This window comes from Shewanella livingstonensis, from assembly GCF_003855395.1.
In the GTDB taxonomy this organism is placed as follows: domain Bacteria; phylum Pseudomonadota; class Gammaproteobacteria; order Enterobacterales; family Shewanellaceae; genus Shewanella; species Shewanella livingstonensis.
The window spans coordinates 4,722,536-4,748,692 of sequence record NZ_CP034015.1 but is presented as its reverse complement, the minus strand read 5'-3'; the positions used below and the strand labels follow the sequence as shown (position 1 = coordinate 4,748,692).

Sequence of the window (26,157 nt, the reverse complement as noted above, 5' to 3'; positions counted from 1 at the left end):
TAATTCATTGTGGTGCAAGATTGATTATTCAATCGGGTTAATTTGCAGGTGAATATCGGCGGCATCGATGTCGATATTCACTTGGGCTAACCAAGGATCTATATTGTTATAGGTTAATGTTATTAACGCGCCATTGTCATCGACAAGTTGCTTACATAGCGCCATATTACAGGTTTTAGCAATTAATTTTCCGCCACTTAATTGCTGATTAACTTGCTCTGTTGGCCAGTAAATTAACTGCATTATTGCCATTAAATACTCTGCCTTAAACTGGCCTCCCAGTAATAGACTCTGCTCACTTTGCAGGGTTTGCCCATCGTACACTAGGGTGAATAACGCTTGCCCAAACGGGGCTAGTCCCACTAATGTCATCCGCTGTGGATTAAGCTCAAGCTGGGTTAATAACTCATGGCTATCTTGGCCACGGGTAAAGTTAACCATTTGAGTTAAATTAATGTCTTGGTGCTGAGCATCAGTTAATACTGTCGAGGTTGGACTTAAGCAATATTGTGCTTCACCCGTGAGCGGGACACAAGTTTGCCGTGCTATTTGCTGACTACAAGCGGTTAATAAGCTTAGCAGAAATAGGGCCACAACACGGCGTGATAGCACATTAATACAATGCTCAAATAGGTTAAGCAATATCTGGCTCCCGACATAACTCGACGATGGTATTGAGGCGGCGCTCAGACTCTTTGACAAACGGATTATTCATGTCCCAGGCATAGCCTGCCAAAATAGAGCAAATCATTTGTTTAATGGTGCTATTAGATTGTTGATAAAAAATCACATCTTGAAAACGACCATCATACCAAGCTTGAACGTAGGTTCTGAAGGTATTTACCCCTTGCATTAATGGCGCTGAGTATTGGCTTTCCCAATCAACGGTTTGGCCATTAAGTTGTTTATTCAAACATGCCACCGCCATCGATGCTGACTGCATTGCAATGGTCACCCCAGATGAAAAAACTGGGTCAAGGAACTCGCCAGCGTTACCGAGTAAAGCAAACTGGTTGGTTGCTAACGTGCTGACGTTAGCTGAATAGCCTTTTAATGTGGCGCAAGGCTGAACAATATTAGCTTTAGCCAGTAAGCGATGTAGCTCGGGCTCTTCGTTAATGATAGCTAACAGTTGCTGCTCGAGACTTCCGGACAAATGTTGAAGTAAATGCGGTTCAGCCACCACCCCAATAGAGCAACGGTTATGGCTAAAAGGGATTAACCAGTACCAAATATCTTTATGCTGCGGATGAACGCTGATGAGGATCTTATTTCGATCAAAATTCGGATCGCTGATGTTATCTTCAATATGAGTGAAAATAGCGCTGCGACTAGGCAGATTTGACGGTTGTTCTAAATTCAACAATCGCGGTAAGACTCTGCCAAAACCACTGGCATCAAGCACAAACTTGGCGTTAACTTGATACTGCAAGCCTTGCTCGTTGGTTACGGTTAAGCGCGGGTTGTTGCTAAGGTCAAGCGCATCAACTTGATGGCCAAAACGGATTTCAACTCCTTGTTCGATTGCCGTATCTGCCAACAGTTTATCAAAATCAGCCCGCTGAACTTGAAAGGTAGTGCCCGGGCCTGGCGTAAACTTGTCGCTAAAATTAAAAGTGGTATAGCGGCCCTGATGGCTAAATGCGGCGCCATTTTTAAACTGAAACCCAGCTTTATTAACGGCTTCTAGCATGCCAGCTTGTTCGATAAATTGCATGCAACAGGGGAGTAAGCTTTCACCAATAGAAAAACGCGGAAAATGCTGTTTTTCAATCACCACAACATGATGACCTTGTTGACGTAATAAGCTGGCGGCAATGGCGCCTGAAGGACCGGCGCCAATAATTGCTACGTCAACGTCCATGTTGCTGACTGTATGTGTTTGACTGCTTAACATTTACAGTGTTTTCCTTGTGATAAATGAAATAAATGGCGCGAGTAAAAAGGAAAAACTGATCCCAAATAATAGCGTGAGACCAAAAAAGTGAATTGCATGAGTTTGACTCAACGCCAGTAACCCAAATGCTAATAGCGTTGAACAAGCTGACATAAATATTGCCATCATGACTCCGCGACTAGTGTGTTTGGCCTCGGCAAAAAATAAGCTGTAATCGATACCAATCCCCAGCACCAAAATAAGCGCTAAGGCGTGAAACAAACTGATACTCGAGCCCACAAGACCCAAACATGCAAGGGTGAGTAGTACCGATAATGCCGGTATCGATACTATGGCTAACGCCAGTTTAATACCGTATTTAATGCTAAACACTAGGCTGGCTAAGCCAAATACCCACACAAGCAACTCTAATGTTAATTGGCGGTATTGACCCATTAAAGCCGATATATCGCCGACTTTATCAATTAACGTTACCTGACCTAAAGACCACTCATGGTCAGTCAGTCGTTGCTTAAGAGAGCTTAATGAGTGGATGCCACCTAACAATACAATGGCGCCATATTGCTGGGTTTTTTCGGTGGTTGAAATGGGGCCAAGCCATAAAGAATGTAAATCATCATTGGCTTGGATTAGTACCATTTTCGGCGTTAGCCACTGTGATTGAGCTTGATTAAGTTGTTTAAGTAGGCTGACTTTTATGCTGTCATCTAGGCCCATCTCGCTAATAATCTCATCTAAGTGTTGTTGATAAAGTTGTTGCTGTAATTGATGATTATGGCGTTGACGAGCAATGCTGGGCATAAAGCGACTCAGGCTAATGGCTTGATCTAATTCGCCAGTGCTAATGGCTTTATCCAGCACGGGTGTCAGTTGCTCTAAGGTTTGCAATAAATCTTGCTCGTTGCGGCCGCTGACTAAAATAAATTGATTGTCGGTGCCGCCGCTGAGCAGTTGCCTTAATTGGTTTTCTTCGGTGGTGATGGCCGCAGGACTTTGCTGTAATTGACGAATATCATCGTCAGAGTCCGCTTTTGATAAACCCCAAAATAATATCGCGACTACACAAACTAGCAGTGTTGCTATAGTCGTTTTTTGCCACCATTGCGTAGCAGTAAAAAGGCGTTGTAATAATGTTAGATAACGTTGGGCTAGGGTTAATCCTGGGGTCGGTTTAAGTGGATGATTACCCAATAATGGAAACACCAGCAGCAGTGTTAAGTAAGCGCCAATTAAGCCGGCGGCGCAAAATACCGCCACTTGCTGCATTCCCGGGAATGGGGTAAACCCAATGGCGATAAAGGCGGCCGCACTGGTCGCAAGGGCGAGAGTGAGCGCCGGAAAAATACGTCTTAAGGTATCACTAGCATTGTCATTGGGGTGAGCTTGTTTTTCGCAGTAAAAGTGAAAGCTGTAATCAATCGCCACACCAATTAAGCTGGTGCCAAACACTAAAGTGAGTAAGTGCAGCTGGCCAAAAATACTTAAGGTGGCGACGAACGCAAATACTACGCCGCTGGTTAAGGTCAGTAATGCGGCAAATAACGGCATAATCGACCGAAAGGCCAACCAGACCAATAAGATAATCCCCAACATGGAAATTAAGCCTATGCGGCTAATTTCTTGTTTGGCTGACTCGGTGGCGGCAATGGCATGAAATAGTGCTCCAGCCTTGAGAAAGCTTACCTGAGGATATTGCTGGTTAATGTGGCTAAATGCCGACGTTAATGCTTGGATTTGCTGTTGTTGAGCGGTTGGACTAAAAGCACTATCACGACCTTTGGCCATCACTATTGCGGCGACGCCGTCTGAGGTATCGGTGAGTAAAATGCCTTGCTGACTCCGCAGGGCACTATTGGGTGATAATGCCAACAAATTAGCGGGGAACAGTAATAATGGATCCTTGCTAAGCAGCTGGCTGTTGGCAAAACCAAATGCACTATAAAGTTGGCTTTGGGCTGCACTAAGCAATTGATGCCAATTGCCCGTTTCAATGGCGCGTGCTTGCTCTGCTGTAAGTAAGCCAAAGCGATGTTCGAAATAGACTTTAGCCAAATCTTGTAGATGATCATCAGCACCACTGCGAATGGCGGTAAAAGGTGCATGAGCGGGTTGATTGAGCGAGTCTATTAGTTGCTTGGCAGCGCTGATGGCCTGGCTTTCATTGTTGGCAATGACGGCAATATACACCTGGTTAGCGAGTTGCTGCTCTACCTGATTTAATGCGCTTTCGGTGAGCTTATCTTGGTGTAAGTGTGGCAACATCGCCAAAATGTCAGTTTGTATATGTGCGCCTTGTTGCCATTGCACTAAGCCTGTAACTAACATTGCCAGCAGTAATATGACCCATAAGGCAAAACGGCCAATAGGAGATAACACTGCAGCAAACGATAACTGAGTCATTATTGAGCAGACTCGTTGCTAATATTAAAAAGCGCGAGTTCGCTTGCGCTTAGTGGCCCTTGCTGAACATCAATAAATTGAATTTGGGTATAATCGCTATTATCAGCCTGGCTGCTAGTCATCATTAATGAGCGTAGTTGGCTGTCGCCACTGAGAGTGATATTGCCTATGGATGCTTGTACTTGTGGATCTTTTGCTTGAAGGCCGAGTTGCCATGGCGCGCCAGCTTGTTGGGTTGCTGGCATAAATAAGTTGAAATCCGCACTTAAGCCATCAATATCGCCGGCCATAATCGCTTGTAATAACCGGGGTAATTGCTGCGCTATAGGGCTGCCACTGGCCGCAGCATTAAGTTGCTGCACCTTGCCCTGGCTGTTTTGTTGGATTAACTGCTGATCTTTTAGCACCATCAAGGTGTTGAACGGCCGTTGCTGTTGCCATACTAACCCTTGCGCCGGGCTAAAAATAAATTGTCCCTGGCTGAGCAAGGGCTTTTTAAGCACCTGTAAGTGGCGCAGTTGAATAAACTGCCCTCGTGTATCAAGTTGCAAATTTAATTGCTGCGATAAAGTACCAAGAGCTTCTGCTTCGGCTGGTTGGCGATACAATGTCTCAATATTAGCTAATTGCTCTTTGGTTAGCGCTTCAGTCTGTGCGTGAGCTGGTGATAGTGCCAGCTCTTGAGTCGATGTTTGCTTGTTGCTTGCTGGTGGCAGTTCATTGGCTGAGGTACTGCCTATAGGCAAGCAGAGGCACATTACCATCCAACTGGCCCTAATCAACATTGCTGTGCGAGTGTTCATTATGCTTGGCTCGCATCAAGTAATGGCCGCATTTTTTGCTGAAATACTTCAGGAGTAATAAAGCATAATTCTTGGGTGGCAATCTCTACCGCAGCCTGAATGGTATAGCCTTTAGTGATCCGCGCATTAGTATTGGCATCGACAATTTGGTAGTTAATCCGTAAGCGGTTTTCCCATTCAACAATGGCGGCAATCACTTTGATTTTTTGATCAAAAGTACTGCTTTTAACATACTTTACTTGCAGATCGACAATCGGCCATGCGTAACCCGACTCTTGCATAGTGCGATAGTTATAACCGAGTTTATCCAGCAACAAACAGCGCACTACTTCAAAGTAGCGTAAATAATTGCCATGCCAAGTGATGCCCATAGAATCGACATCGTGAAACGGGATGACCATGTCCATTTCGGTGATTAATAAACCTTTCATTTAGCACACCTCCCATAGACCCAATTGAATCTTTTCGACAGTTTGGCGCAATACCGCTTCTAAAGGACGGTCTTCGGTAAGCAGTTCAAAATCTTCGCTGACTTGGGCTAAGGTTGTTGCCAGTGACGGGGTTAACGAACTGGCATCAAGTTCTTGCTGGATGATACGCAGCTGGATACCTTGGCTCATGGCGAGTAATGCTGCGGCAGCGACTTGCTCTGTAAGCTGTAAAATCCGCATACAATCACGTGCAGCGATAGTGCCCATACTGACTTTGTCCTGGTTATGGCATTCAGTTGAGCGTGAAAACACGCTGGCTGGCATGGTGTTTTTTAATGCTTCAGCAGTCCATGCTGATACGCCAATTTGTACCGCTTTAAAACCATGATTAATTGCGCGGCGCTCGCCTTGTGCAGCAGATAAGTTAGCCGGTAAACCATTGTTAAATTTAGGGTCCATCACTAAGGCCATTTGGCGATCGATTAGGTCAGCAATATTGGCTACCGCATTTTTCATCGCATCCATGGCAAAGGCAATATGGCCACCGTAAAAGTGACCGCCATGGAGAACATGTTCACCTTCAGCATCGACAATCGGATTATCGTTAGCGCTGTTAAGTTCGGTTTCAATAAACTGACGCATAAAGGGCAAAGCATCTTGCAGTACCCCAATAATGTGCGGCGCACACCGAATGGAATAGCGGTCTTGCAAGCGGTCAGAATTTCGTGGATGCACATGATGATTTAAGTCTGTACGGATCCAACTGGCAATTTGGTTTTGGCCAGGGTGTGGCTTGGCGGCAAATAAAATCTCATCAAAATGATTTGCGTTGCCTTTAAGTGTTAACGACGCCATGGCTGTAATGCGGCTTGATAAGCGGGTTAAATATTGCGATCGATCAAATGCTAAACACGCCAGCGCGGTCATTACCGCAGTACCATTCATTAAGGCTAGGCCTTCTTTAGGGCGTAAGGTTAATGGCATCATCCCGAACTTAAGATAAACGTCTTTAGCTGCCTGGCGTTGACCTTGGTAGATCACTTCACGTTCGCCCACTAAAACGGCAGCAAGATAAGATAATGGAGTTAAATCCCCGCTGGCGCCGACCGAACCTTCTTGGGGGATCACTGGCGTAATATCATTGTTTAATAGCCATTCAATGCGTTGTAGCAGTAAATAACTCACGCCTGACTTGCCCACAGCCAATGAGTTTAAGCGACAAGCCATAATCGCGCGGGCTTGCATTGGGCTAAATACATCGCCTAATCCACAACCATGGAAACGGGTTAGATGCAGTGGTAATTCATGCACTAAGTCTAAGCTGACATTCACAGTGCACGAGTCGCCATAACCGGTGGTAACGCCATATACCACGCCTTCTTCATGTAACAAGCTGTCAATAAAACGCGCGCCTTTTTGAATATATTCAACATAGTCTGCCGTATCTGTCAGCTTGACCGTAGCGCCTTTGGCAACGGCCACTATTTGCTCAAGACTAAGGTAGCTTTGGCCTAAATACACTGTGCTATCGGCGGTTGATGACGGTGAAGATGTGTGGCTCATTGATTATCTGTCCTGACTAGGTAAATGGGTAGTGCTTGCTTGAGTATGCTGAGTATTACGTGATACCAGCTCGTCTTTGCGCCAAAAATCGAAAAAGTTAAACCATTGCATTGGAGCTTGCTGGGCAAAGTGCGCTAAGCGTTGGCTATATTGGCTCATTGCATCGGTTAAGCGTTCAATTCGGCCTGCTCGAGGACCTTTTAAACTGTCGCTTAGATGCTCAACATATACTTTATAACGGCCATGCTGACGAATACAAAATAAGGTGTAAACCGGGCAGTCGAGTAAGCTGGCTAAAATAAATGGTCCTTGTGGAAACGCTGCATCTTGGCCTAAAAACGGTAAATAGGTCACGCGACCTTGGCTGCTCGAGGAGGTACGGTCTGCAGCAATGACCACAATTTCACCTTGGTCTATTTTTTGTTGCAGCAACATAGCGGTGCTGGGGTCGAGCTCGTTAACATGGATTAAATTAAGGCTGCTTTGTGGATTAAGCTGCTGCAGTACCTTATTAAAATTTTCAGCGTGCTGGGTTAGCACCATGACATTCACTTTTACTTTGTGCTGGTGGACAGAGATAGCGCGGCACAGTTCCATATTACCTAAATGCGACACAATCAATACAGCGCCTCGGCCCGTATCCGCTTGGGCGGCGAGTATTTTTCGGTCGTCAAAGTCGACTTGGTCGAGGTTAATTCGGTCGCACCAGGCATCAATTCTATCGAGGGCCGCATTGCCAAAGGCAAAAAAATGTTTAAGGCTATCGCGCCAATTAATGTCGCGACTGAGGTTAGGGTGATGAGGTTGCAGCTGTTGAACTCGACGTAAAAAGTCTAATGATGCATGTCGAGCCGTTGAGCCTGTTAGGAAAAAATAACAAATCACCGGATACATAACCGCTCGGCACAGCCAATGCCCGCCAAGACGATAGCATTCGGCTAATAGTTTGATGCCCCAAAAACTACCACGCTCTGTCATTGTCGACCAATGTTTTTGTGATTGAGCCTGGTCTGGTGTAGGGTCTTTTTGCGGTGCAATTTGTTTGCTAATAATATGCGGTAGGCGAGCTAACATGCCAAAAAATAACTTGGTGTGCATCCAGCTAATTCGCACATTATCTTGCACGCCTTGGAAGTGACTGATGCCATCTTCAGGGTAGATTACCTTGGTTGGCAGCTGAACAATGGGAGTACCTTGCCAATGCAGCTTGACCATGATTTCAATATCAAAGTCCATTCGTTCACCCAGCGCTTGCTGGCTAAATAATTGCTCAGTTGCCGCGAGTGGATAAACTCGAAAGCCACACATAGAATCTTGAATATCAAAACTTAAGGTTTCAACCCACACCCAAAAATGGGTGATATAACGGCCGTATAAACGCCCTTTAGGTACCGACTCATCATAAATAGGTTGGCCAGAAACTAAGGCTTGCGGATGTTGTTCGCTCGTTGTGATCATTAGCGGAATATCGGCTAAATTATGCTGACCATCGGCATCAACTTGCAAAGCATGGCTAAAACCATCGCGGTAAGCTTGGCGTAAACCGCTCATTACAGCGGCACCTTTACCACGATTATAAGGATGTTGAATTAGCGTAACCCAGGTAAACTTTTCCGCTAACGCTTGCAGAATATATCGGGTTTGTTCGTCGCTGCCATCATCGACTAAATAACATTGCAGATTGAACCTTGCCAACTCGGTGAGGGTTTTTTCAATAGCGACATGGTGATTATAGTTAGGAATAACTAACGCAAGCTTCATGAGTGACTCTCGCTAGGCACTGGCGCCGCTTTAAGGGCGATACGCCCAGAAGCAAAGCGTTTGTCGCCATCGCGATAACTGAAAATCAGTTTCGACTTATGGGCTTGGTGCTCAATAACTAAATCAACATAGGTGTCGGGCAATATGAGTTGTTGAAATTTTAGCACTTCTAAGGTGGCAACCGCGGTTGAATAGCCAAATGCTTCGCAACCTAATTTTACCGCCCAATCTAATTGAGTGACCCCAGGCAACACTGCCTGCTGAGGAAAATGGCCAGTAAAAGAGGCTAAATCTGCACTAATAAATAAGCGCCAATGGTAGAGGTTATTATCGCCTTCATGGCTAACAATGTGAGGTAATTGCGACTTAATCATGACTAAACAAGGCTACTATTTCTGATTGGATACGCTTGCCTTGGGAGTTGAGCGGCAAGTTTACAGGGTAACGCCAACGTCTCGGTAAAGTGATACGCTCAAACTGGCTTAATAAATGACTTTTTAAGGCATTATTAACGGCTAATTTGCCTTCATCTTTTAGTGTTTTCAAGCCTAATTCACTTAAGCAGATTGCTGCACCTAGCATGGTGCGCGGTTGTTCTAAAACTGTGACGGCCGCTTCGCTGACAAAAGGATGAGTTTGCAGCAAATGCTCCACTTGCGCTAACGACAAGCGCTTTTCTTCAATTTTTACAATGCGATCAAGGCGATGTAATAAACGGAACTGGCCATCAGCTAGCAGTTCAATTTTATCATCGCATCTTAACCATTGCGTTGGGTCGTCTAAATAGACTGACTGCAACATTAGTGCCCCGTCTTGTGGCGCAATATCAATATTGACTTGGGTAAAGGCTTGCCATGGTTGCAGTGATTGCAGCTGGCGGCGATAGGCAATACCGCCGGTTTCAGTACTGCCAAAGATTTCGATGGGCAATTGATTAAAACATTGCTTAACAGCCTGGGCAGCATCGAAACTTAACGGGCCACCCGAACTAAAAATTAGGCTGGGAATACGTTGTTGTCTTTGATTTTCAAGTGCATCAGGTAAGCGTGTCAATTGAGCAGGGCTACTGATCAAGCACAAATTTGGCATGATGGCCAAGTAATAGCTTAAGGTTTCTGGGTAGTCTATTTGCTCGCTTAAGAATGCTCGGCTCGCGGCCAAAGGCCATAAAATTTTAAACAATAAACCATAGATGTGCTGATGCGAAACCGTTGAGACTACCGAACAATGAGGTAAATGTTCGGCAAAGGTTTGTTCCAGAATACTGACTTCAGCATCCAACTGTTGCAAGGTTTTTTTGACCGCTTTAGGCTGACCGCTGCTGCCAGAGGTGAATAAGATTAATTCGCCTAATACTTCTGCTTTAGGCCAAGGTACTGCGGGTAAACTAAGTTCTTTTTTGAGCGCAATATACTCACGAACTTCACATAAGGGCTTGTCGGCAATAATGGCATCAAATTCATGGTTGAGTTGACTCAAGGTGCCACCTTGGGTATTGGCAGGTAATATCACTTGTTTACCAGCCAACAAGGCCGCACATAAGCCTGCAGCAAATAAGTCACTGTGCTTGGCCGCAAGTAACCAACGCTTAGCCGTACTTTGGCTGAGTTGAGCATGCAGATGGGCCACTTGCGCGCAAAACAATGATCCCGTCATGATGTCATGATGGTCAAAGCTGATTAGCTGCTGCGAGGCAGGCCCTGTAGATAACCAATTAAGTAAAAGCTTATTCATGTTTTTTCAACCAAAACCGTCGATAAATCCATTCACCACTGAGTAGCAAGCCCATAAGCAGGTATGCGATCAGTCCGTTGTAAAGCGTCCATATTTCAATGCTTGTTGCGATGGCCGTATAGGCAGCCACAACACCATTAATAATAAATAATCCACACCAAAGTGTAGTAATGGATTGCAAGTAAGGAATAGCAGAGTCTGGTAAATCAGGCTCTTTTAAGCGTGCTAAACGCTCAATCATACTGGGGCCATTAATCAATGAATAACTGAATAACCCCAACATGCTTAGGTTTATCACCACTGGATAGTACAATAACCAATCATGACGCTGAGCAATAAAACTGGCTGCAGTTAAGCCTATGCCAATCAATATCGGCAGTGTCATGCTTTTTACTTGCTGCTTAGTGACAATAAACCGCGCTACTAGCAACAAACACAGCAACAAAGCAAGGGTACCAGGTGGTAAATACTGCAATCCAAAGTACACCGCAAAAGGATAAGCAACAATGACCAAGGTCGTGATTATTTGCAGAGTTAACCGCATTAGCTTTTAATTAACCCTTCAATGGCATTGACGACATCATCAACTGTGCGCACGGTTTTAAAGGCTTCAGGTTGAATTTTTTTACCCGTTTGCTGTTGTAGTTTAATCACTAAATCAACCGCATCAATACTGTCTAAATCCAGATCTTCATACAAAGTGGCTTCTAGGGTGATATCTGTGGCATCTATTTCAAAATCTTCAACTAAAATAGCGCTAAGCATTTCGAGAATTTGTTCACGATTTTGCATGCTAGCTCCTAAACACGTTGAGATTCGATAAAGCTAGCTAAGCTAGCAACACTGAAAAAGTGTGCTTTAGTCGCGTCGGAGTTGGCTTCAATTTTGACATCAAATTCTTTCTTAATTGCCAAGCCTAATTCAAGCGCATCGATCGAGTCTAATCCTAGACCGTCACCAAATAAGGCCGCATCAGTTTCGATATCATCGACAGTGACATCTTCTAGATCTAAGCAATCAATGATCAGTTGTTTTATTTGGTTGTGTAAGTTCATTATTTGTCTTTCTTATCAGTATGGCTATCAATATGATTTGATAGGCTGTTTAAGTGTCTCAATGTAAAACTGCTGCAAGTCGCGCGTCAGCTGTCGAGCCATTTTGGCTTCATTACCCTGTTTAGCATCATACAGCAGGTATGACATGCTTGTGCCAATTTCTACTGACATATTGATGGTTTGCCGCGGAATTTGGTACCAAGGTTGTTGCTTGGTTAATCCTGCTACATCGGTCCGTAATACCACAGGTAAAATATCTGTTTGGGTGCGCAATGCAATATTGGCGGCGCCGCGAGCAAAAGAGTTAACGATATTACCTGTTAGTGTTCTAGTACCTTCAGGGAAAATAATTAAATTAGTATCATTTTTCAACACTTGTAAGCAATCATGCAGCAATAAATCGGCACCGCGGTTGGGAATATAGCCTGCACTGGCTAGCACGCCGCGAAAAAATGGATTGCGCCATAAACCTTGTTTTACAATACAACCGGCATTAGGCATAAGGCTAATCAGTACCACCACATCGACTAATGTGGGGTGATTGGCGATAACAATTTGGCCTTTGGCGTGTTGCAACAATTCAATATTTTTAGTCTTAACTGAGATTACCCCAGCAAAACTAAGCATGGCGACAAAGACTCTAAACATCCTGCTGACTAAACGTTGTACTCGTGCAACGCGCAAATGTGGCTTGGTAGGCCACATTTGTAATATGGGCAAAATAGTTAATGAGCACAGCAAGCCACCTAAACCAAACGCAATATAACAACCCACCCCCGCGAACCAGCGAGGGACATATGGTAATCCGTTCAGTTTCGGTGCCAGTGTTTTTGTTTGCTCAATCGGATCTGTATGGTGCATTTTTTGTTGATTAGTCATGATGTTCAAGTGACCAATACCAGTGGCATAATTTACCCTGGATATTTTTTTCGCTGGTAATATGATGAATTAACTCGCTCAAACTAATATTTTTTTGGCTTTGAGGGTTGTCCAGAGCAAGGGGGATATCAGACACACTAAGAGTCGTCTGTTTGTGAGCTTTATGGTTAAGGTGATTCAGTGGTGCAAGGTACAAACCTAATGCCAGAGGGAGTTCGACTTCGTGAGTAAATTCGCTGTACACCGGTGGCACAGGATCGTCCCCAAAGATGACTAATACCGGCTGTGGAGATTGCGCTAACTGAGCATAGGCTTCAATGAGCGCTTGAGTCAGAGTTTGTTCTCCTGCTGCAATCGATGTAGAAGCCGTAGTGTTGTTATTCACAATACCAAAAATACCGCTGGCAGTATTGTGCACTGATTGGCTGAAAGCCATAGGAGATAAAGCTTGTTGCAGAGTAATGTCGTTCAGTAAACCCAATGTTCTAGTGAGTTCGCCATGTCGAGATGAGAAAATACTCCGGCAATTATTGTCCGGTTGGCATTGGTGTGCTGCGGTTAGCATCATTTTAGTTAAACGGCTAAAACGACGACGTTGCATGGCTGGAATGTGAGCCAATGCAGGTGAGTCAGGCTTGGGCGGCAAGTTGCCATTAGGCTGTTGCCATTGCTGCCAACTTTCAGTAGTTTGGAAGTTCGGCGACCATGCGCCCCATGATAAAAGATCAAATACTAAATGCACCACATTCCCTCTATAACTGCCGAGCTATCCTTATCTAATTGTTAACAATAATCACCTAAATAAAGACGGTTCGTTAACGTTGTCGATTGTACACCCAAGTTAATGTAGATAAGAAGTCGTGTAGACGAAAAAGGCTACTAGCAGAAAGTTAATTGACCAAAGTAACGCTTCAATAAAAAAGCGCGACGGTGAACGTCGCGCTAATGGTTAATAACCTAGTTATCTAATTAAGCCAGTGTTGTATTTTTAAGACAAAAGCTTATTGATTAGGAAAGCTTTGCTGTAACTTTTTGACTGCAGCTTTGATTTTACGAGTGTTGTCTGGCCCCATACGGATCAACAACTTTTGTGCATTAGGTAATGCTTCAAGGTTAGGATCTACATATTTGTAGTTAACACTGATAGATGATAACTCAATAGGTTCTTCAATAATGGGTGCGCTCGCAATCATGCTAAAAGCCTGCTGCATGCGCTTATCAAAATCAATGTCGTTATAACCAAGCTCAATAAATGCTTCGGCAAAGAGTGGTTTTAATTCAGTATAAGTAGCCACTAAATCTTTATCGTTTAAGCCTTCTATAAAATTCGCATACAAATCATATCGATGATAACCGTCTGGGTTAAGATAGGTTTTGTTGGTTATTTCACTTACAGTAAATTGGGTGTCAGGGCCTTTTAGCGGGCTTGCTTTATGCACGATATCGCCTTGGGCCAGGTTATCGACAAACACCACAAATTGACGAGCGATGTCTTTTTTCAAGATCATCGGCGCAATTTTCATGCCGTTAGCAATAGCCAATGTTTTTGCTTCAACAAAATCATCAGATTCAGCTAAAGCAGGCAGTGGCTCTACAGCTTCAGTTGTAGCAGCAGTCGATGTTTCAGATTCCCCAGTAGGCACCACATCATTTGTAGCTGTGGTGTTTTGCGGTTCTTCAATAGGCGTTTGTTCTATTGGCAGCTCTGGAACTGATTCTGGCAGTTCAATAGGAGTCATAGCAAGCGGTTCAAATTCTTCAGTATCATCACTGGTAAAATAGAAATAACTGCTCGCACCTAGTAGCGCAATAACCGCGATAGCGATTAATAGCATGTTAGATCCTGGTTTTTCCGCGGTTTGCGGGGTAATTCGGTCTTCTTCATTAACTTGCATTTCAATTCCTTGGCGTTATAGCTAATCGATATAAATATCTAGATGGAGTCGAAAAATTCTGCATGATACCAATCACATTAATTATCAGAACAGTTCAGAGCGTCTCAAGCTTTTCAATTAAAATCACTTTACTCTGCGTAAAATGGATATGTCTTCAAGCATTTGTCTTGATTACAGTAATTTGAATTCCTACAGCATGACCATATAACTAACACGATTGGCATACCATTTTGCAATATTCGGCACACTTGTCTAGTGATAACTGATGATAATGAACAATATATTATGATCTATATTACGCTTGGACATATTGTTGTCTATCACCTATCCAACGTTGAATGATAGCATCAACGTTTTCAGGCACTTGCTGGTATACGTGCGATGCCAATTTTTGGGTTGGTGAAATTAAATGTTGATCGCGGATCAGATCAGCAATTTTAAGATCTGCTAAACCCGTTTGTTTGGTACCCAGCACTTCTCCCGGTCCTCTAATTTCTAAGTCTTTTTGAGCAATAACAAAACCATCATTACTGTTCCTAAGTACGCCTAAGCGTTTGGTGGCGGTTTGTGACAGTGGCGCTTTATAAAGTAATACACAATGACTAGCCACAGCACCTCGCCCTACACGACCTCGCAATTGATGTAACTGTGCTAGACCCAAACGTTCAGGATTTTCGATAATCATTAAACTGGCATTGGGTACATCAACGCCGACTTCTATGACGGTAGTAGCGACCAATAAGTTCAACTCACCCGCTTTAAATTGCGCCATAATAGCCTGTTTTTCAGCACTTTTCATTCGGCCATGGATCAAGCCTATTTTAAGTTCAGGTAATGCTATGGTCAATTCTGCTGCAGTGTCTTCTGCTGCTTGGCATTCAAGTACTTCAGATTCTTCAATTAAGGTGCATACCCAATAAGCTTGGCGATTATCGTGTAATGCAGCCTGTTTAACTCGTTCAATTACTTGTTCTCGGCGGCTGTCGGCAATCGCAACCGTTGTTACCGGGGTACGTCCAGGAGGAAGTTCGTCAATAGTTGAAGTATCAAGATCTGCATAAGCGGTCATCGCTAGGGTGCGCGGAATTGGAGTGGCTGTCATGATTAACTGGTGTGGATGAAAGCCTTGGCTGACGCCTTTTTCTCGTAAGCCTAAGCGTTGATGCACACCAAAACGATGTTGTTCATCAATAATAATCAGTGCCAGCTTGTTAAAAACCACCGCCTGTTGAAATATCGCGTGAGTACCTATAACCATTTGGGCTGCGCCAGAGGCTATGTTTTCCAGTGATTGCGCTCTGGCTTTACCTTTTAACTTACCCGCTAGCCAGCCGACTTTGAGCCCAAGTGGTTCAAACCAAGCGGTAAAATTACTGACATGTTGTTCTGCTAGTAGCTCTGTGGGTGCCATCATGGCCACTTGATATCCGTTTTCAATCGCTTGCAATGCCGCAAGGGCCGCTACCAAGGTTTTACCGGAACCTACATCGCCTTGAACTAAACGCATCATGGGCGTTGGATGCTGAATATCTTGGTTAATTTCAGCGACAACTCGTTGCTGTGCTCCAGTTGGTGTAAAAGGCAATTGGGCTAGAAAAGGGGTTAATAACTGGCCTGTTGCTGGCATTGGAACGGCAGCATCTTGGTTACTGCGCTGGCGTAATTGCAACATACTCAAGTTATGAGCTAATAATTCTTCTTGAATGAGTCGTTGCTGGGCCGGATGTTGACCTTGTTCTAATTCAAAGGGTGATACAGAGCTGTGCGGCCGGTGTAAAATGTGCAACGCATCTCGAAGGCTAATATTGTTTGGCTGCAATGCACTGGGTAATAATTCTGCCAAGCCACCTTGATCTAGCATGCTTAAGGCTTGCTCTGTCAGTTTTATCCAACTCGCTTGCTTAACACCTTCTGTTGTAGGGTAAATAGGCGTAAGGGTGTCGCTTAAGGTGACGGATTCGCCAGGATGGATGATTTGATATTCAGGGTGAACAATTTCTTTGTGATGATTGCCGCGACGTATTTCACCGTAAGCCCGAATGGTGGCGCCATTTTCCATGGCGTTACGTTGTGCCATTGAAAAATTAAAAAATCGTAGGCTCATCATTCCACTATGATCGCGCACATTACACATAAGCATGCGTCGTCGACCTTGCATTATTTGAGTAGACTGAATTTCTGCTTCGATGGTGCCATAACTACCAGGAGGCAATGCTGCAATTGGGTGGATTTGCGTACGGTCTTCATAGCGCAGCGGTAAATGAAACAGCACATCTTGTACTGTTTTAATGCCTAACTTAGCCAGTTTTTCCGCAACCTTTTTGGCAACGCCTTTAAGGTCGGTGATCGGAACAAGATCCAGTCGTAGCAAATTGTGCACACCTCAAATTAATTATTAAACATGTCAAAAAATCATAGTAATTTCAAGCCATCAATTTTAAATCACTGTAATTATATACAGATGTTTAAGGTATCTTAGCAGACTTTGCATACAAGGCAAGATTAAGCCACTAATTACAGCCAACCCTTTTGCTTGGCGATTCTGGCTGCATCAATTCGGTTACTGGCATTAAGTTTGCTAATGGCTTCTGACAAATAGTTTCGTACTGTGCCTTCGGCAATAAACAGCTGACTGGCAATATCGCTAGTTGATAAGCCTTCGCTTGCTAGGCGCAATGCACGTCTTTCTTTGTCGTTGAGAGGATCTATTTCACCAATAGCGGTGAAGGCTAATTCTGGATCGATAACTCGTTTACCCGCCATCACTTGTTTAATCGCATTAATTAAGTCATCAGACGGTGCGTCTTTTAATAAAAAACCACCGACACCATATTCTAATGCTCGTTTGATATAGCCTGCTCGGCCAAAGGTGGTCAGAATAATTACTTTGGTCTGGCTACGTTGTTGTTGTAGCCACTGGCTCAGTTCTAATCCAGTTTTCCCGGGCATTTCAATGTCGGTTAACAATAAGTCGAAATGTTGTGACTTAAGCAGCTGCATGGCTTTGTCGCCATCTTCTGCTTCGGTGATATTGATGTTATTTACGCTATCGGCCGCCAGTGTCAGTAACGCTGCTAATGCACCACGCACCATGGCTTGATCTTCTGCTAATAAAATATTCATGTGGCCTCAGCTAATGGCAAGGTGATAGTGACAACAAATTGTGGCGTTAATTGGTATTGCACCTCAGCATGTAATAATGTTGCTCGCTCTTTTATGCCTTTAAGTCCGTTACCTTCAACAAAGGTGTTTATGGCACTGTTTTCAATATATTGCAGCGATATTTGATCTTGTTGTGTGTGGGTTAATATAGTGCAATGGTCAGCTTGGCTATGCTTAATGGTATTGTTTACCAGCTCAGTTAGTATCAGGCAAAGTTGTGATTCGGTTAAGTTATTCAGCTTAGGCCATTGCCCCTCTAGCGTGACAGCGACAGAGTTATCACGCAACGTTTGGGCTAAGGTATTTAAGGTTTGCGCTAAGCCTTGGTGTTTATAGTCTGTCACGGTTTGGCGAATTTGGCTTAAGCAGTCGCGGGTTATCTGGCTGACCTGACTAATTTGTTGCTGCGCCTGCACCATTTTACCGGCGCTGATGAGTTTATCGGCCAGTTCTGCTTTTAAGGCTATTGAGGCTAAATGATGACCCATTACATCATGCAGATCACGGGCAATCCGTTCGCGTTCTAGTGCAGTGGCGAGGTGAGTGATTTCATCTTTAGATTGTTGCTGCTGGCGTTTTATGTGTTGGCGGTTTTGTTCAATAATGCCAAATACACCTACGCCAAAACATATGCCCATACCATAAAGAGTAAAGAAGTAACCAGAGTAACCCACGCCAAGGTTAATGCTTAAAAGCAAGATGCTTAGTCCAATAAAACTCAATATTGCAGTACGGAGTGAGTAGAAAAAGCCAATAAAGAAACAACAAAAGCTGAATAAGGAAATCGCGCCGCTGGTTAAAAATCCAGAGGCAATAGCGGTGACTAACATGAGTGAAATCGGTCGAAATGCTTGCTCTTTTGTGCTGTTATAGGCCCCAAAATAGCCAATAATAAAAGGGACTAGCAATAACAATGCGAAGGTGATTTTTAACCATTGTCCGGCCATAAAATACAGCGGAATAAAGTAAAAACCTAAATTGATGAGGTAAACCCACGCGGTTTTTTGCTCGTAACTTTGTTCTTTATTTGTCGATAAACTGAGTGTCATAGTGCCTCCTAGCGCAGTTAATCATAGAGTAACTGCGCGTTAACTCAAGTTATAAACCATAGTGACTATTGCTTAGCAGCCTGTTGGTTTAATAGAAATTTTGCCCAACCATATTGTGGGTCAATATCCATCGCTGCTTGCCAGTCTTGCATTGCTCCACTCAAGTTGCCTTGCTCTTGTTTTGCTAAGCCTCTCCATGTGTAAGCTTCGGCGTGTCCCCAACAAATCGTGTCACAAGGTAGGTCATACAGGGTAATGGCTTGGCTGGCTAAGGTTTGTGCTTTATCCAGTCCACCGCCAAATGCACCAGGGGTATAGAAGGCGTTAATTGCTTTGACTAAACTAACACGTGGATTATTGGGTTCCAGTTCTGTGGCTTGTTGTAATAACTGGGTTGTTTCCATGCCCAACGTCATACCTTTACTATTATCAACAGCGATTTGCATACCATAAACCGCCGCTAGCAGTGCTTGTGAGTCAGCCGAGGTTTGTTGATCTAGCATGGTTTCGAGGGTTTGCTGGGCTTGAGTTAACGACTGAGCAGCGATTACGCGTTGACCTATAATGTTGGCTGTAATGGCTAGGCGGTAATTGGCATAGGCTTTTTCATAGTTGCTACTGTTTTGGCTATATTGAGTTAGCTCACTGATATTCATGGTGTTAGCGGCTGCATCAATGTCACTGATATTAGCAAAGCTAGTTTGACTGACTAAGGTTAGGCTAGTGATTAGTAGTAATGTTTTCATGGCTATCTCCGGGTAAGTTAATCCAAACAAGTTGTTGTTGGGATAGGCTTAGTATGCAGATAGCACTAAGTGATTAGCAGACACAAAGGTCACTAAAATAGGATGACAAATGTCATGTTCTTTATAAAAAAGGCCGAATTTTCATTCGGCCTTGTTACAAATAAGCAGTTGATGCGGCGAGTCACTTAAACCACTTGCATCACTAAGTAACTGGTATAACCAAGGTAACCCGCAAGTAACACTCCACCTTCACGACGGCCAATTCTTAAGCCACTCCATGCGAAAGGTAACACCATAATGGCGAAGATAACCATGACCATAAAGTCTATGTCATTAAAGCCTGCAGCAGATACCGGATGAATTAATGCTGTCGCGCCCAAAATGCCCAGCACATTAAAAATATTTGATCCCACAACGTTACCGATGGCAATATCGCTTTGACCTTTTAATGCCGCCATAACCGACGTAACAAGTTCAGGCATGCTGGTTCCTATCGCCACAATTGTTAAACCGATAATGACTTCGCTGATGCCAAACTGTTTGGCCAAATCGACAGCGCCATCAACAAACAAAATCCCCCCGCCAACTAACATAGATATACCAACGGCAATAAGCGCAATGGACAGTAGTGGATTTTGTGGTTTAGTGTCGATATCTAATTCTTCAGGATTATTTTTCGAACTAATATAACTAAATACAAGATAGCCGATAAGTAAGCTAAATAATATTGCGCCGTCTATGAAGCTGACTTCACCATCAAGTAACAAACACCATACAAAAATCGACGCGGCAATCATGATGGGAATATCACGTCTTACCATTTGAGAATGTACAGTAATAGGTCGAATGAGTGCTGTAATGGCTAAAATTAGGCCAATATTAACAATGTTTGATCCAACAACATTGCCTAAAGCAATACCTGGGTTACCTGCTAACGCAGATTTTACGCTCACTGCTAATTCTGGTGCACTGGTACCAAATGCCACAATGGTTAAGCCAATGATAAGCGGTGCAATACCTAAACGCAGTGCAACAGCACTTGCTCCGCGAACTAAGGCCTCGGCGCCAAAGGTTAAAATGATAAAACCGCCAATGATGGATAACGCAATTAACATGATTGTTTCTGCCTTGTGATGTTAAGCCGCACTAAAGTAGCACTGCCTATTAACTTGCGCGTATATTGACAGAATATGTCAAAAAAATACACGCTGTTAGCGTGTATTTTTTTCGAGTAAAACAACAAATATAAATTATTAATTACAACTCGTCTTCCCAGCGTATTTTAGCGCCGCGAACACCGTCTACTTTGGTGCTAAATGCTTTTTCAAGCACGTGACGTTTAATTTTTAACGTCGGTGTTAGTACATCGTTTTCAATGGTCCAGTCATCATTTACGATTATAATCGCATCAATATGCTCATGTGACTCAAGATTTGGATTAATGCTGTCAAGCGTCGCTTTTAATGAGGTTCTCACTTCCTCACGAGGCTGCAATTTTGAGCCTTCAGAAAGTTGTGCCAACGCCACCGGATGAGGTAAGCCAGAGCCAATTACACAGATTAATTCAATATGTGAATCTTGAGCCAATTTACGTTCAATCGGCACCGGAGCGACATATTTACCTTTTGACGTTTTAAAGTTGTCTTTGACTCTACCCGTAATATCGATATAACCGTCGGCATCAATTTCACATAAATCGCCGGTGTAGAAAAAGCCATCTTCAGTAAATGCAGCCGCGGTAGCTTCTTCTTGTAAGTAATAGCCGCTCATTAAACCAGGGCTTTTTACTAATAGCTCACCTTGTTCGGTTTGACGCACTAAACATCCTTCAACCGGACGGCCAACCGTACCGATTTTCTTGACATTAAATGGATAGTTAATAATCGAGTATGCGCAGTTTTCGGTCATTCCCCATGCTTCACAAATATCAATACCGATGCTGTTATACCATTGTATTAATGATGGTGGGATAGGCGCTGAGCCCGAACCGTTTAAGCGAGATTGATCTAACCCCAAACCAATTTTAATTTTACGTTTAACGATACTGCTAATAATAGGCAGTTTAAGTAAGGTTTTAAGTTTTTTCTCGCCAATTTTGTTGATGATATTGAGTTGGAATACTGTCCATAAACGTGGCACAGAGAAAAATATCGTTGGTCTACAGCGCTGAATGTCATCAACAAATGAGTCTAGACCTTCAACAAAAGAAACCGTTGCCCCTGAATAGAATGATGAACCTTCAATAGCCACGCGTTCAGTAATGTGGGCTAATGGTAAATAAGATAATAATCGGTCAGTGGTATTCGCTTGTAAGTCACGGATCACCGCTTCACAGGCCCAGCCATAGCTGGTGAAGGTTTGTATCGCACCTTTTGGCCTGCCGGTTGAACCCGAAGTATAAATGAGCGTCATGATTTGATCAGCGCTTGGTAACACTTCATCGACGAGCGGTTTACCCAGTGTTAATAGCTGGTGCCAATGATACTGAGCTGGCATGGTGTCATAAGGCATAGCTAAGCGAAGAATTTCACCACCGACAGCGGCTTCTTGTTCAGCCCAATGATCGAGTTTGCCGGTAAAGATGGCTTTGGCACCACTGTGTTCAAGTATGTAACGAATCGTTTCGGCATTAGCGGTCGGATAAACAGGCACGCTAACGTAACCACCGTACATTAGTGCTAAATCGACAATAAACCATTCAGCACAGTTTTTAGACAGCACAGCTACTTTATCGCCGCGCTCTAGACCTAAATGACGCAGCGAACCGGCAATTTGTTGCATTTTTTGTTGAACTTCACGCCATGTGAAATCCACATACTTACCGTCAATCGGCTGGCGAAGGTAAACTTTGTCACCTTGTGTATCAACCCAATGAGACAACATCTCAACAGGAGTTTTAATTAAATTTTCCATCGACGCTTCCATGTTCATTATTGTTATTGTGTGTCTAAATAAATTTAGTATGGCCATTTTTGTGCGCTGGCGCAAACAATTGCACAGTATGTGTGCAAGGTAACACTATAAACAAGTTAGCAGAATCTGTTGAATAAACAATAGATGTTGAGTAAATACTCTACAATTGAAAAGCGATAGATGATAAAAAAGGATTAAGACTATAATCCTTTTTTATCATCTGTCAGCGAGTGGGTAAAACTGAAATTGTTGATTGATTTATGCTCGTTTGGCAACAATAGGTGCGCAAGGTTCCAATATAGATGATTAAATATTTAACGCTGTTGGTGACGGTTATGTATTGATTTAACTCGTTTTTTACGGCGATACCAATACAAATAGAGCCCAGTAAAAGCTAATATCATTGGCATTAAGCCAACAATGCACCATATGATCCGAGTGAATAAGCCACCAATATAGCCGAAATGTAATTTACGAAAACTGTCTAGAAATACGCTGAGAGTGTCAGCTTGTCGAATGTCTTGCTTTGCTAACAATAACCCTGTAGTTCGGTCAAAGCTGACAAAACTCGCGTATTCGCTATTGAAGGGATTACTACTATCTACTTTGCCATAAAAAGTAATGTCTCGACCGGCTTCAAAGGGCATAGTGAGGTAGCCTGCTTTATAGCTAGTCATTTCAACTTCGGTTTGCTGCATTAAAGCTTCAAATGAAATCTCGGGGTTATGGCGTGGCGCGGTAACATAAGTTTGTTCACTATTAGCATGTTCCGTGAGTTCATGTTGGATACTGATAAAGTTCCAATACACACCCGTTAGGGCAATAATAATGAGTACCGGTGAGCTTAAAATACCAATAAATTTATGAATGTCACTAAACAGTATTCGGCGAACAGCCTTAAAACGTAAAGTGAATAATTTAGCCCAAAAGCGGCGATATATGATCATGCCACTGATGCCTAAAAACAGCATAATAATTCCCACGACTAATGCTACCGAGGTTCCTGCAACATGAAACAGAAACGTGTAGTGGAGTTCAAGTAACCAGTCGGTGAGATAGTGTTCTAAAGATTGTGGCTCGGAGAGTAACTGGCCACTATATTGATTTATATACACTTTAGACCAATCTTCAGTGCCACGCCTAATAATGTATCCGGCATCTGAACGTGATTTATCATCAAATATTTCCCAGCCGCCCAACTCAAACTCGGGGTTTGCAACCAGTAAGGTATTCATTAGGGTGTCTAAGCTGACCCTTGAGGTCGAAGGCGTTGCATCAACGATCATGTGGGCAGGGCGAAGCAGACTGTCTATTTCGACTTTAAATACTAAAATGCTACCGGTTATTGAAATAACCAATAACGGTAGCATGGCAATAAGGGCACCATAGGAGTGCCATTTAAATAAGCTTTTTCTCATGAGTATTCTTTTTCATCATTGAATGTTGCGAGCGTCACTAATACCAAGGAGGGAAACCCAGTGAAGGTGTGGCCATCCACTGGGTTTCGTCGTGCTTTACGCTACATCTTCCAGGTTAAGGTCGCGCTATAATTGGCTGGTGCGCCGTAATACCCTTGGGCCCAATATAAGCTATTAATGTATTTTTCATCGCCGACATTATTGGCATTAACGGCTAAACCTAAATTGTCGGTAATTTGATACTTCGCCATTAAATCGATAATTGCGTACGCGTCTTGTTTGGTTACGATGTCAGCGCCAGTATTGTCAAACCCCGCAGCAACTACTCCTTGATTACGTGAGATGTCGTCTTGCCAACGCATGTTCATGCCTACAGAAAATCCTTCAATGGTTTCAAAGTCATAAGTGGCTGCTAGTTTGAATAACTTGCTCGGTGTGTAAGCTGCAACGATATCATCACCTTCGATATCAAAATCGGTATAACCAATACTGACATTAAGGCCTGAATAAATTTCACCAGCAATATCGATTTCATAACCTGTGCTGCTGATACCGTCGGAACCATAATACTTCTGTAAGTCTATTGGTAACCCTACAGTGGCAGGGTCAAGTACTGCTATATTGGTTTGAACCACATCAAAGTAGGCTAGGCTGGCAATTAAACGTCCATTAAACAATTCACTTTTTAAACCAATTTCACGGCTTTCACCGGTAATGGGATCAAGGAATCGATTGTCAATGTCCACTTCATCTTGCTGTACAAAGGTTTCTGTGTAGCTTGCATAAGCCACTAACTCTGGCATAAAGCGATAAACGGCGCCTAAATAAGGGATAAACTTTTGGTAGTCAGCTTCTTGGTCCACTTCATAAGACACACCTTCTGCCTGCCAGTCGTTGTAGCGACCACCAACGATAACGTGCAAATCATCAACGATGTTAAATCGTCCGGTGAAATAGGCGGCTTGCTGTTCACGCGAGACATCACTGCCACGTAAGCTATCTTTGAAGGTCGGCTTTGGTGTATTGCCGTCCCAGGTGTTGAGATCTGGCATCTTGGGGAAGCCGTTGCCGGTAGTGTAATCGTAAAGTGAGCTGTCGGTGTAGCTCATTTTAGAGTAATTCACCCCCGCTACAATCTGATGATCTCGGCCGAACAAGCTGAAGTTACCATCAACATACATATCGATTAGGTCATGCTTATCATCTAAATCATATTCGCTACCATAACCGGTTAAGCCTAATTCGGTATCCTTGTCTGGCGTGCCGAAAACATAAAATAGCTCAGTGTCTTCATCGGTTGTTTTATGTGAATAAGTCGCCCGTAAACGCCAATCATCATTAAAATGATGGCTAAGCTCTAACACAGTATTATTTTTAACAACTTGCCAGTTTGACCAGTCGGCAGAGGTATTGGTCGACCTGTCGTAATTAGTCGCGCTGCCGTCAGTATAATATAACGGTAACGCGCCCCAGTTATTGCCGGTAGCATCATTACTCATGTAACTGTGGCTTAGTGACAAGCTCGTGTCGTCAGATAAGTTGGCTTCTAAAAACACATAAAAGACATTTTTGTCTGTTTGGTAGCGATCTAAGTAAGAATCTTTGCTTTGGGTCACGGCAACTGCCCGAGCGGCAAAGGTGTCATTTATTCTGACCGTTCCGTCTGCTTCTAAGCGGGTATTATTAAAGCTGCCATAAGTACCATTAACCGTAAGTTGATTGTCTGCTGTTGGGCGTTTACGAATGAAGTTAATGGTTGCCGATGGATTACCTACGCCAGTCATTAAACCGTTTGCTCCACGGATGACCTCAATACGATCGTAAATGGCAGTGTCTTCATCGGCATGGTTGTTACCAGATGTTAGCGGTAAACCAATACCATCGATTTGGAAGTTCGTAATGTCAAAACCACGAGCGGTATAATACGTACGGTCAGTCTCAATGCGTTCAACATTGACACCTGTAGCAGTATCGAGTGCCGCGTTAATGTCATGCAACTGAAAATCTTGCAATTGGGCATCGGTAATGACTGAAACAGATTGGGGAATATCGGTAATGGCTAAGTCTAAACGTGATGCGCCGCTGGCTGAGTGGGCGTTATAGCCAGCAATGTAACTGCCTTTTACTTCAATGGTTTCAATATTTTCTTTTTTAGCGGTTTCATCAGGCATTGTGTCGGCGGCAATAGCCTGTTGACTGAGGCTGATGGCACATAATACAGCTAAACTAATTTTATTTAATTTCATGGTGTTATCATCTTTAACCGCTATGAACAAATCCATGTTCTGTGTGTTATGAGTGGTGGTTTTGAGTATCAATTATTTAACCGTTAGGATAGTACACTTACATCAAATGAAAATCATTATCATTTACAAAAGATAAGTTTTGTAAATGTTATTCATTGCGAAGCATTTTTTGCTAGGTGATACTGTCGTTGATCATTCGCTCAGA

23 protein-coding genes are annotated in these 26,157 nt (G+C 43.4%); all 23 read right to left on the bottom strand.

The window, feature by feature from the left end:
- Positions 1 to 24 precede the first annotated feature (24 nt).
- Positions 25 to 642 (bottom strand): DUF3261 domain-containing protein, encoded by a 618-nt coding sequence (locus EGC82_RS20770; RefSeq protein WP_244212503.1) that lies wholly within the window; start codon positions 640 to 642, stop codon positions 25 to 27.
- Positions 635 to 1,897 (bottom strand): NAD(P)/FAD-dependent oxidoreductase, encoded by a 1,263-nt coding sequence (locus EGC82_RS20765; RefSeq protein WP_124732439.1) that lies wholly within the window; start codon positions 1,895 to 1,897, stop codon positions 635 to 637. The genes EGC82_RS20770 and EGC82_RS20765 overlap by 8 nt, the downstream gene beginning before the upstream one ends.
- Entirely contained in the window at positions 1,898 to 4,297 is a 2,400-nt protein-coding gene (locus tag EGC82_RS20760) for an MMPL family transporter (protein WP_124732438.1), read from the bottom strand. It abuts the gene before it with no gap.
- On the bottom strand, positions 4,297 to 5,100 hold the full coding sequence (locus EGC82_RS20755; protein ID WP_124732437.1) for an outer membrane lipoprotein carrier protein LolA: 804 nt from the start codon (positions 5,098 to 5,100) through the stop codon (positions 4,297 to 4,299). The genes EGC82_RS20760 and EGC82_RS20755 overlap by 1 nt, the downstream gene beginning before the upstream one ends.
- A complete protein-coding gene (locus EGC82_RS20750; RefSeq protein ID WP_124732436.1) occupies positions 5,100 to 5,531 on the bottom strand; it encodes an acyl-CoA thioesterase in 432 nt (143 codons plus the stop codon). Before EGC82_RS20750 ends, EGC82_RS20755 begins: the two co-directional genes overlap by 1 nt.
- Positions 5,532 to 7,094 carry an HAL/PAL/TAL family ammonia-lyase gene (locus EGC82_RS20745; RefSeq protein WP_124732435.1) on the bottom strand — a complete coding sequence of 521 codons (1,563 nt, stop codon included), beginning with the start codon at positions 7,092 to 7,094 and terminating at the stop codon, positions 5,532 to 5,534.
- Positions 7,095 to 7,097: 3 nt separating this feature from the next.
- Positions 7,098 to 8,855, bottom strand: a complete 1,758-nt coding sequence (locus EGC82_RS20740) for a glycosyltransferase family 2 protein (protein ID WP_124732434.1) — start codon at positions 8,853 to 8,855, stop codon at positions 7,098 to 7,100.
- Positions 8,852 to 9,229, bottom strand: coding sequence for an ApeI family dehydratase (locus EGC82_RS20735; protein WP_124732433.1), 378 nt, complete (start codon positions 9,227 to 9,229; stop codon positions 8,852 to 8,854). The genes EGC82_RS20740 and EGC82_RS20735 overlap by 4 nt, the downstream gene beginning before the upstream one ends.
- Positions 9,222 to 10,589 carry an AMP-binding protein gene (locus EGC82_RS20730; RefSeq protein WP_124732432.1) on the bottom strand — a complete coding sequence of 456 codons (1,368 nt, stop codon included), beginning with the start codon at positions 10,587 to 10,589 and terminating at the stop codon, positions 9,222 to 9,224. Before EGC82_RS20730 ends, EGC82_RS20735 begins: the two co-directional genes overlap by 8 nt.
- Complete coding sequence (locus EGC82_RS20725) at positions 10,582 to 11,133, bottom strand: COG4648 family protein (protein WP_124732431.1); 552 nt, start codon at positions 11,131 to 11,133, stop codon at positions 10,582 to 10,584. Before EGC82_RS20725 ends, EGC82_RS20730 begins: the two co-directional genes overlap by 8 nt.
- Complete coding sequence (locus EGC82_RS20720) at positions 11,133 to 11,381, bottom strand: acyl carrier protein (protein WP_124732430.1); 249 nt, start codon at positions 11,379 to 11,381, stop codon at positions 11,133 to 11,135. The genes EGC82_RS20725 and EGC82_RS20720 overlap by 1 nt, the downstream gene beginning before the upstream one ends.
- Positions 11,382 to 11,389: 8 nt before the next feature.
- On the bottom strand, positions 11,390 to 11,644 hold the full coding sequence (locus EGC82_RS20715; RefSeq protein ID WP_011635842.1) for a phosphopantetheine-binding protein: 255 nt from the start codon (positions 11,642 to 11,644) through the stop codon (positions 11,390 to 11,392).
- Positions 11,645 to 11,671: 27 nt separating this feature from the next.
- On the bottom strand, positions 11,672 to 12,505 hold the full coding sequence (locus tag EGC82_RS20710; protein WP_124732723.1) for a lysophospholipid acyltransferase family protein: 834 nt from the start codon (positions 12,503 to 12,505) through the stop codon (positions 11,672 to 11,674).
- 10 nt (positions 12,506 to 12,515) lie between these two features.
- Positions 12,516 to 13,265 carry a beta-ketoacyl synthase chain length factor gene (locus EGC82_RS20705; RefSeq protein WP_124732429.1) on the bottom strand — a complete coding sequence of 250 codons (750 nt, stop codon included), beginning with the start codon at positions 13,263 to 13,265 and terminating at the stop codon, positions 12,516 to 12,518.
- A gap of 259 nt (positions 13,266 to 13,524) precedes the next feature.
- On the bottom strand, positions 13,525 to 14,418 hold the full coding sequence (locus EGC82_RS20700) for a DUF3014 domain-containing protein (RefSeq protein ID WP_124732428.1): 894 nt from the start codon (positions 14,416 to 14,418) through the stop codon (positions 13,525 to 13,527).
- Positions 14,419 to 14,713: 295 nt separating this feature from the next.
- Positions 14,714 to 16,789 (bottom strand): ATP-dependent DNA helicase RecG, encoded by a 2,076-nt coding sequence (recG, locus tag EGC82_RS20695; protein ID WP_124732427.1) that lies wholly within the window; start codon positions 16,787 to 16,789, stop codon positions 14,714 to 14,716.
- Between the two features lie 143 nt (positions 16,790 to 16,932).
- Entirely contained in the window at positions 16,933 to 17,541 is a 609-nt protein-coding gene (locus EGC82_RS20690) for a response regulator transcription factor (protein ID WP_124732426.1), read from the bottom strand.
- On the bottom strand, positions 17,538 to 18,629 hold the full coding sequence (locus EGC82_RS20685) for a sensor histidine kinase (protein ID WP_124732425.1): 1,092 nt from the start codon (positions 18,627 to 18,629) through the stop codon (positions 17,538 to 17,540). The genes EGC82_RS20690 and EGC82_RS20685 overlap by 4 nt, the downstream gene beginning before the upstream one ends.
- Before the next feature lie 65 nt (positions 18,630 to 18,694).
- Entirely contained in the window at positions 18,695 to 19,375 is a 681-nt protein-coding gene (locus tag EGC82_RS20680; protein WP_124732424.1) for a tetratricopeptide repeat protein, read from the bottom strand.
- Positions 19,376 to 19,560: 185 nt separating this feature from the next.
- Positions 19,561 to 20,490 (bottom strand): calcium/sodium antiporter, encoded by a 930-nt coding sequence (locus EGC82_RS20675; protein ID WP_124732423.1) that lies wholly within the window; start codon positions 20,488 to 20,490, stop codon positions 19,561 to 19,563.
- A gap of 142 nt (positions 20,491 to 20,632) precedes the next feature.
- Entirely contained in the window at positions 20,633 to 22,288 is a 1,656-nt protein-coding gene (locus EGC82_RS20670) for an AMP-binding protein (protein WP_124732422.1), read from the bottom strand.
- A 314-nt stretch (positions 22,289 to 22,602) separates the two neighbouring features.
- Positions 22,603 to 23,706, bottom strand: a complete 1,104-nt coding sequence (locus EGC82_RS20665; protein ID WP_124732421.1) for a PepSY-associated TM helix domain-containing protein — start codon at positions 23,704 to 23,706, stop codon at positions 22,603 to 22,605.
- Between the two features lie 101 nt (positions 23,707 to 23,807).
- Positions 23,808 to 25,952: a TonB-dependent siderophore receptor gene (locus tag EGC82_RS20660; protein WP_244212502.1), complete on the bottom strand. Its 2,145-nt coding sequence runs from the start codon at positions 25,950 to 25,952 to the stop codon at positions 23,808 to 23,810.
- Positions 25,953 to 26,157 lie beyond the last annotated feature (205 nt).

Bases quoted from the DNA above. Each gene is read 5' to 3' on its own strand.
- EGC82_RS20765 (WP_124732439.1), bottom strand. From the start codon at position 1,897: ATGTTAAGCAGTCAAACACATACAGTCAGCAACATGGACGTTGACGTA.
- EGC82_RS20760 (WP_124732438.1), bottom strand. From the start codon at position 4,297: ATGACTCAGTTATCGTTTGCTGCAGTGTTATCTCCTATTGGCCGTTTT.
- EGC82_RS20755 (WP_124732437.1), bottom strand. From the start codon at position 5,100: ATGAACACTCGCACAGCAATGTTGATTAGGGCCAGTTGGATGGTAATG.
- EGC82_RS20750 (WP_124732436.1), bottom strand. From the start codon at position 5,531: ATGAAAGGTTTATTAATCACCGAAATGGACATGGTCATCCCGTTTCAC.
- EGC82_RS20745 (WP_124732435.1), bottom strand. From the start codon at position 7,094: ATGAGCCACACATCTTCACCGTCATCAACCGCCGATAGCACAGTGTAT.
- EGC82_RS20740 (WP_124732434.1), bottom strand. From the start codon at position 8,855: ATGAAGCTTGCGTTAGTTATTCCTAACTATAATCACCATGTCGCTATT.
- EGC82_RS20735 (WP_124732433.1), bottom strand. From the start codon at position 9,229: ATGATTAAGTCGCAATTACCTCACATTGTTAGCCATGAAGGCGATAAT.
- EGC82_RS20730 (WP_124732432.1), bottom strand. From the start codon at position 10,589: ATGAATAAGCTTTTACTTAATTGGTTATCTACAGGGCCTGCCTCGCAG.
- EGC82_RS20725 (WP_124732431.1), bottom strand. From the start codon at position 11,133: ATGCGGTTAACTCTGCAAATAATCACGACCTTGGTCATTGTTGCTTAT.
- EGC82_RS20720 (WP_124732430.1), bottom strand. From the start codon at position 11,381: ATGCAAAATCGTGAACAAATTCTCGAAATGCTTAGCGCTATTTTAGTT.
- EGC82_RS20715 (WP_011635842.1), bottom strand. From the start codon at position 11,644: ATGAACTTACACAACCAAATAAAACAACTGATCATTGATTGCTTAGAT.
- EGC82_RS20710 (WP_124732723.1), bottom strand. From the start codon at position 12,505: ATGCACCATACAGATCCGATTGAGCAAACAAAAACACTGGCACCGAAA.
- EGC82_RS20700 (WP_124732428.1), bottom strand. From the start codon at position 14,418: ATGCAAGTTAATGAAGAAGACCGAATTACCCCGCAAACCGCGGAAAAA.
- EGC82_RS20690 (WP_124732426.1), bottom strand. From the start codon at position 17,541: ATGAATATTTTATTAGCAGAAGATCAAGCCATGGTGCGTGGTGCATTA.
- EGC82_RS20685 (WP_124732425.1), bottom strand. From the start codon at position 18,629: ATGACACTCAGTTTATCGACAAATAAAGAACAAAGTTACGAGCAAAAA.
- EGC82_RS20680 (WP_124732424.1), bottom strand. From the start codon at position 19,375: ATGAAAACATTACTACTAATCACTAGCCTAACCTTAGTCAGTCAAACT.
- EGC82_RS20675 (WP_124732423.1), bottom strand. From the start codon at position 20,490: ATGTTAATTGCGTTATCCATCATTGGCGGTTTTATCATTTTAACCTTT.
- EGC82_RS20670 (WP_124732422.1), bottom strand. From the start codon at position 22,288: ATGGAAAATTTAATTAAAACTCCTGTTGAGATGTTGTCTCATTGGGTT.
- EGC82_RS20665 (WP_124732421.1), bottom strand. From the start codon at position 23,706: ATGAGAAAAAGCTTATTTAAATGGCACTCCTATGGTGCCCTTATTGCC.
- EGC82_RS20660 (WP_244212502.1), bottom strand. From the start codon at position 25,952: ATGAAATTAAATAAAATTAGTTTAGCTGTATTATGTGCCATCAGCCTC.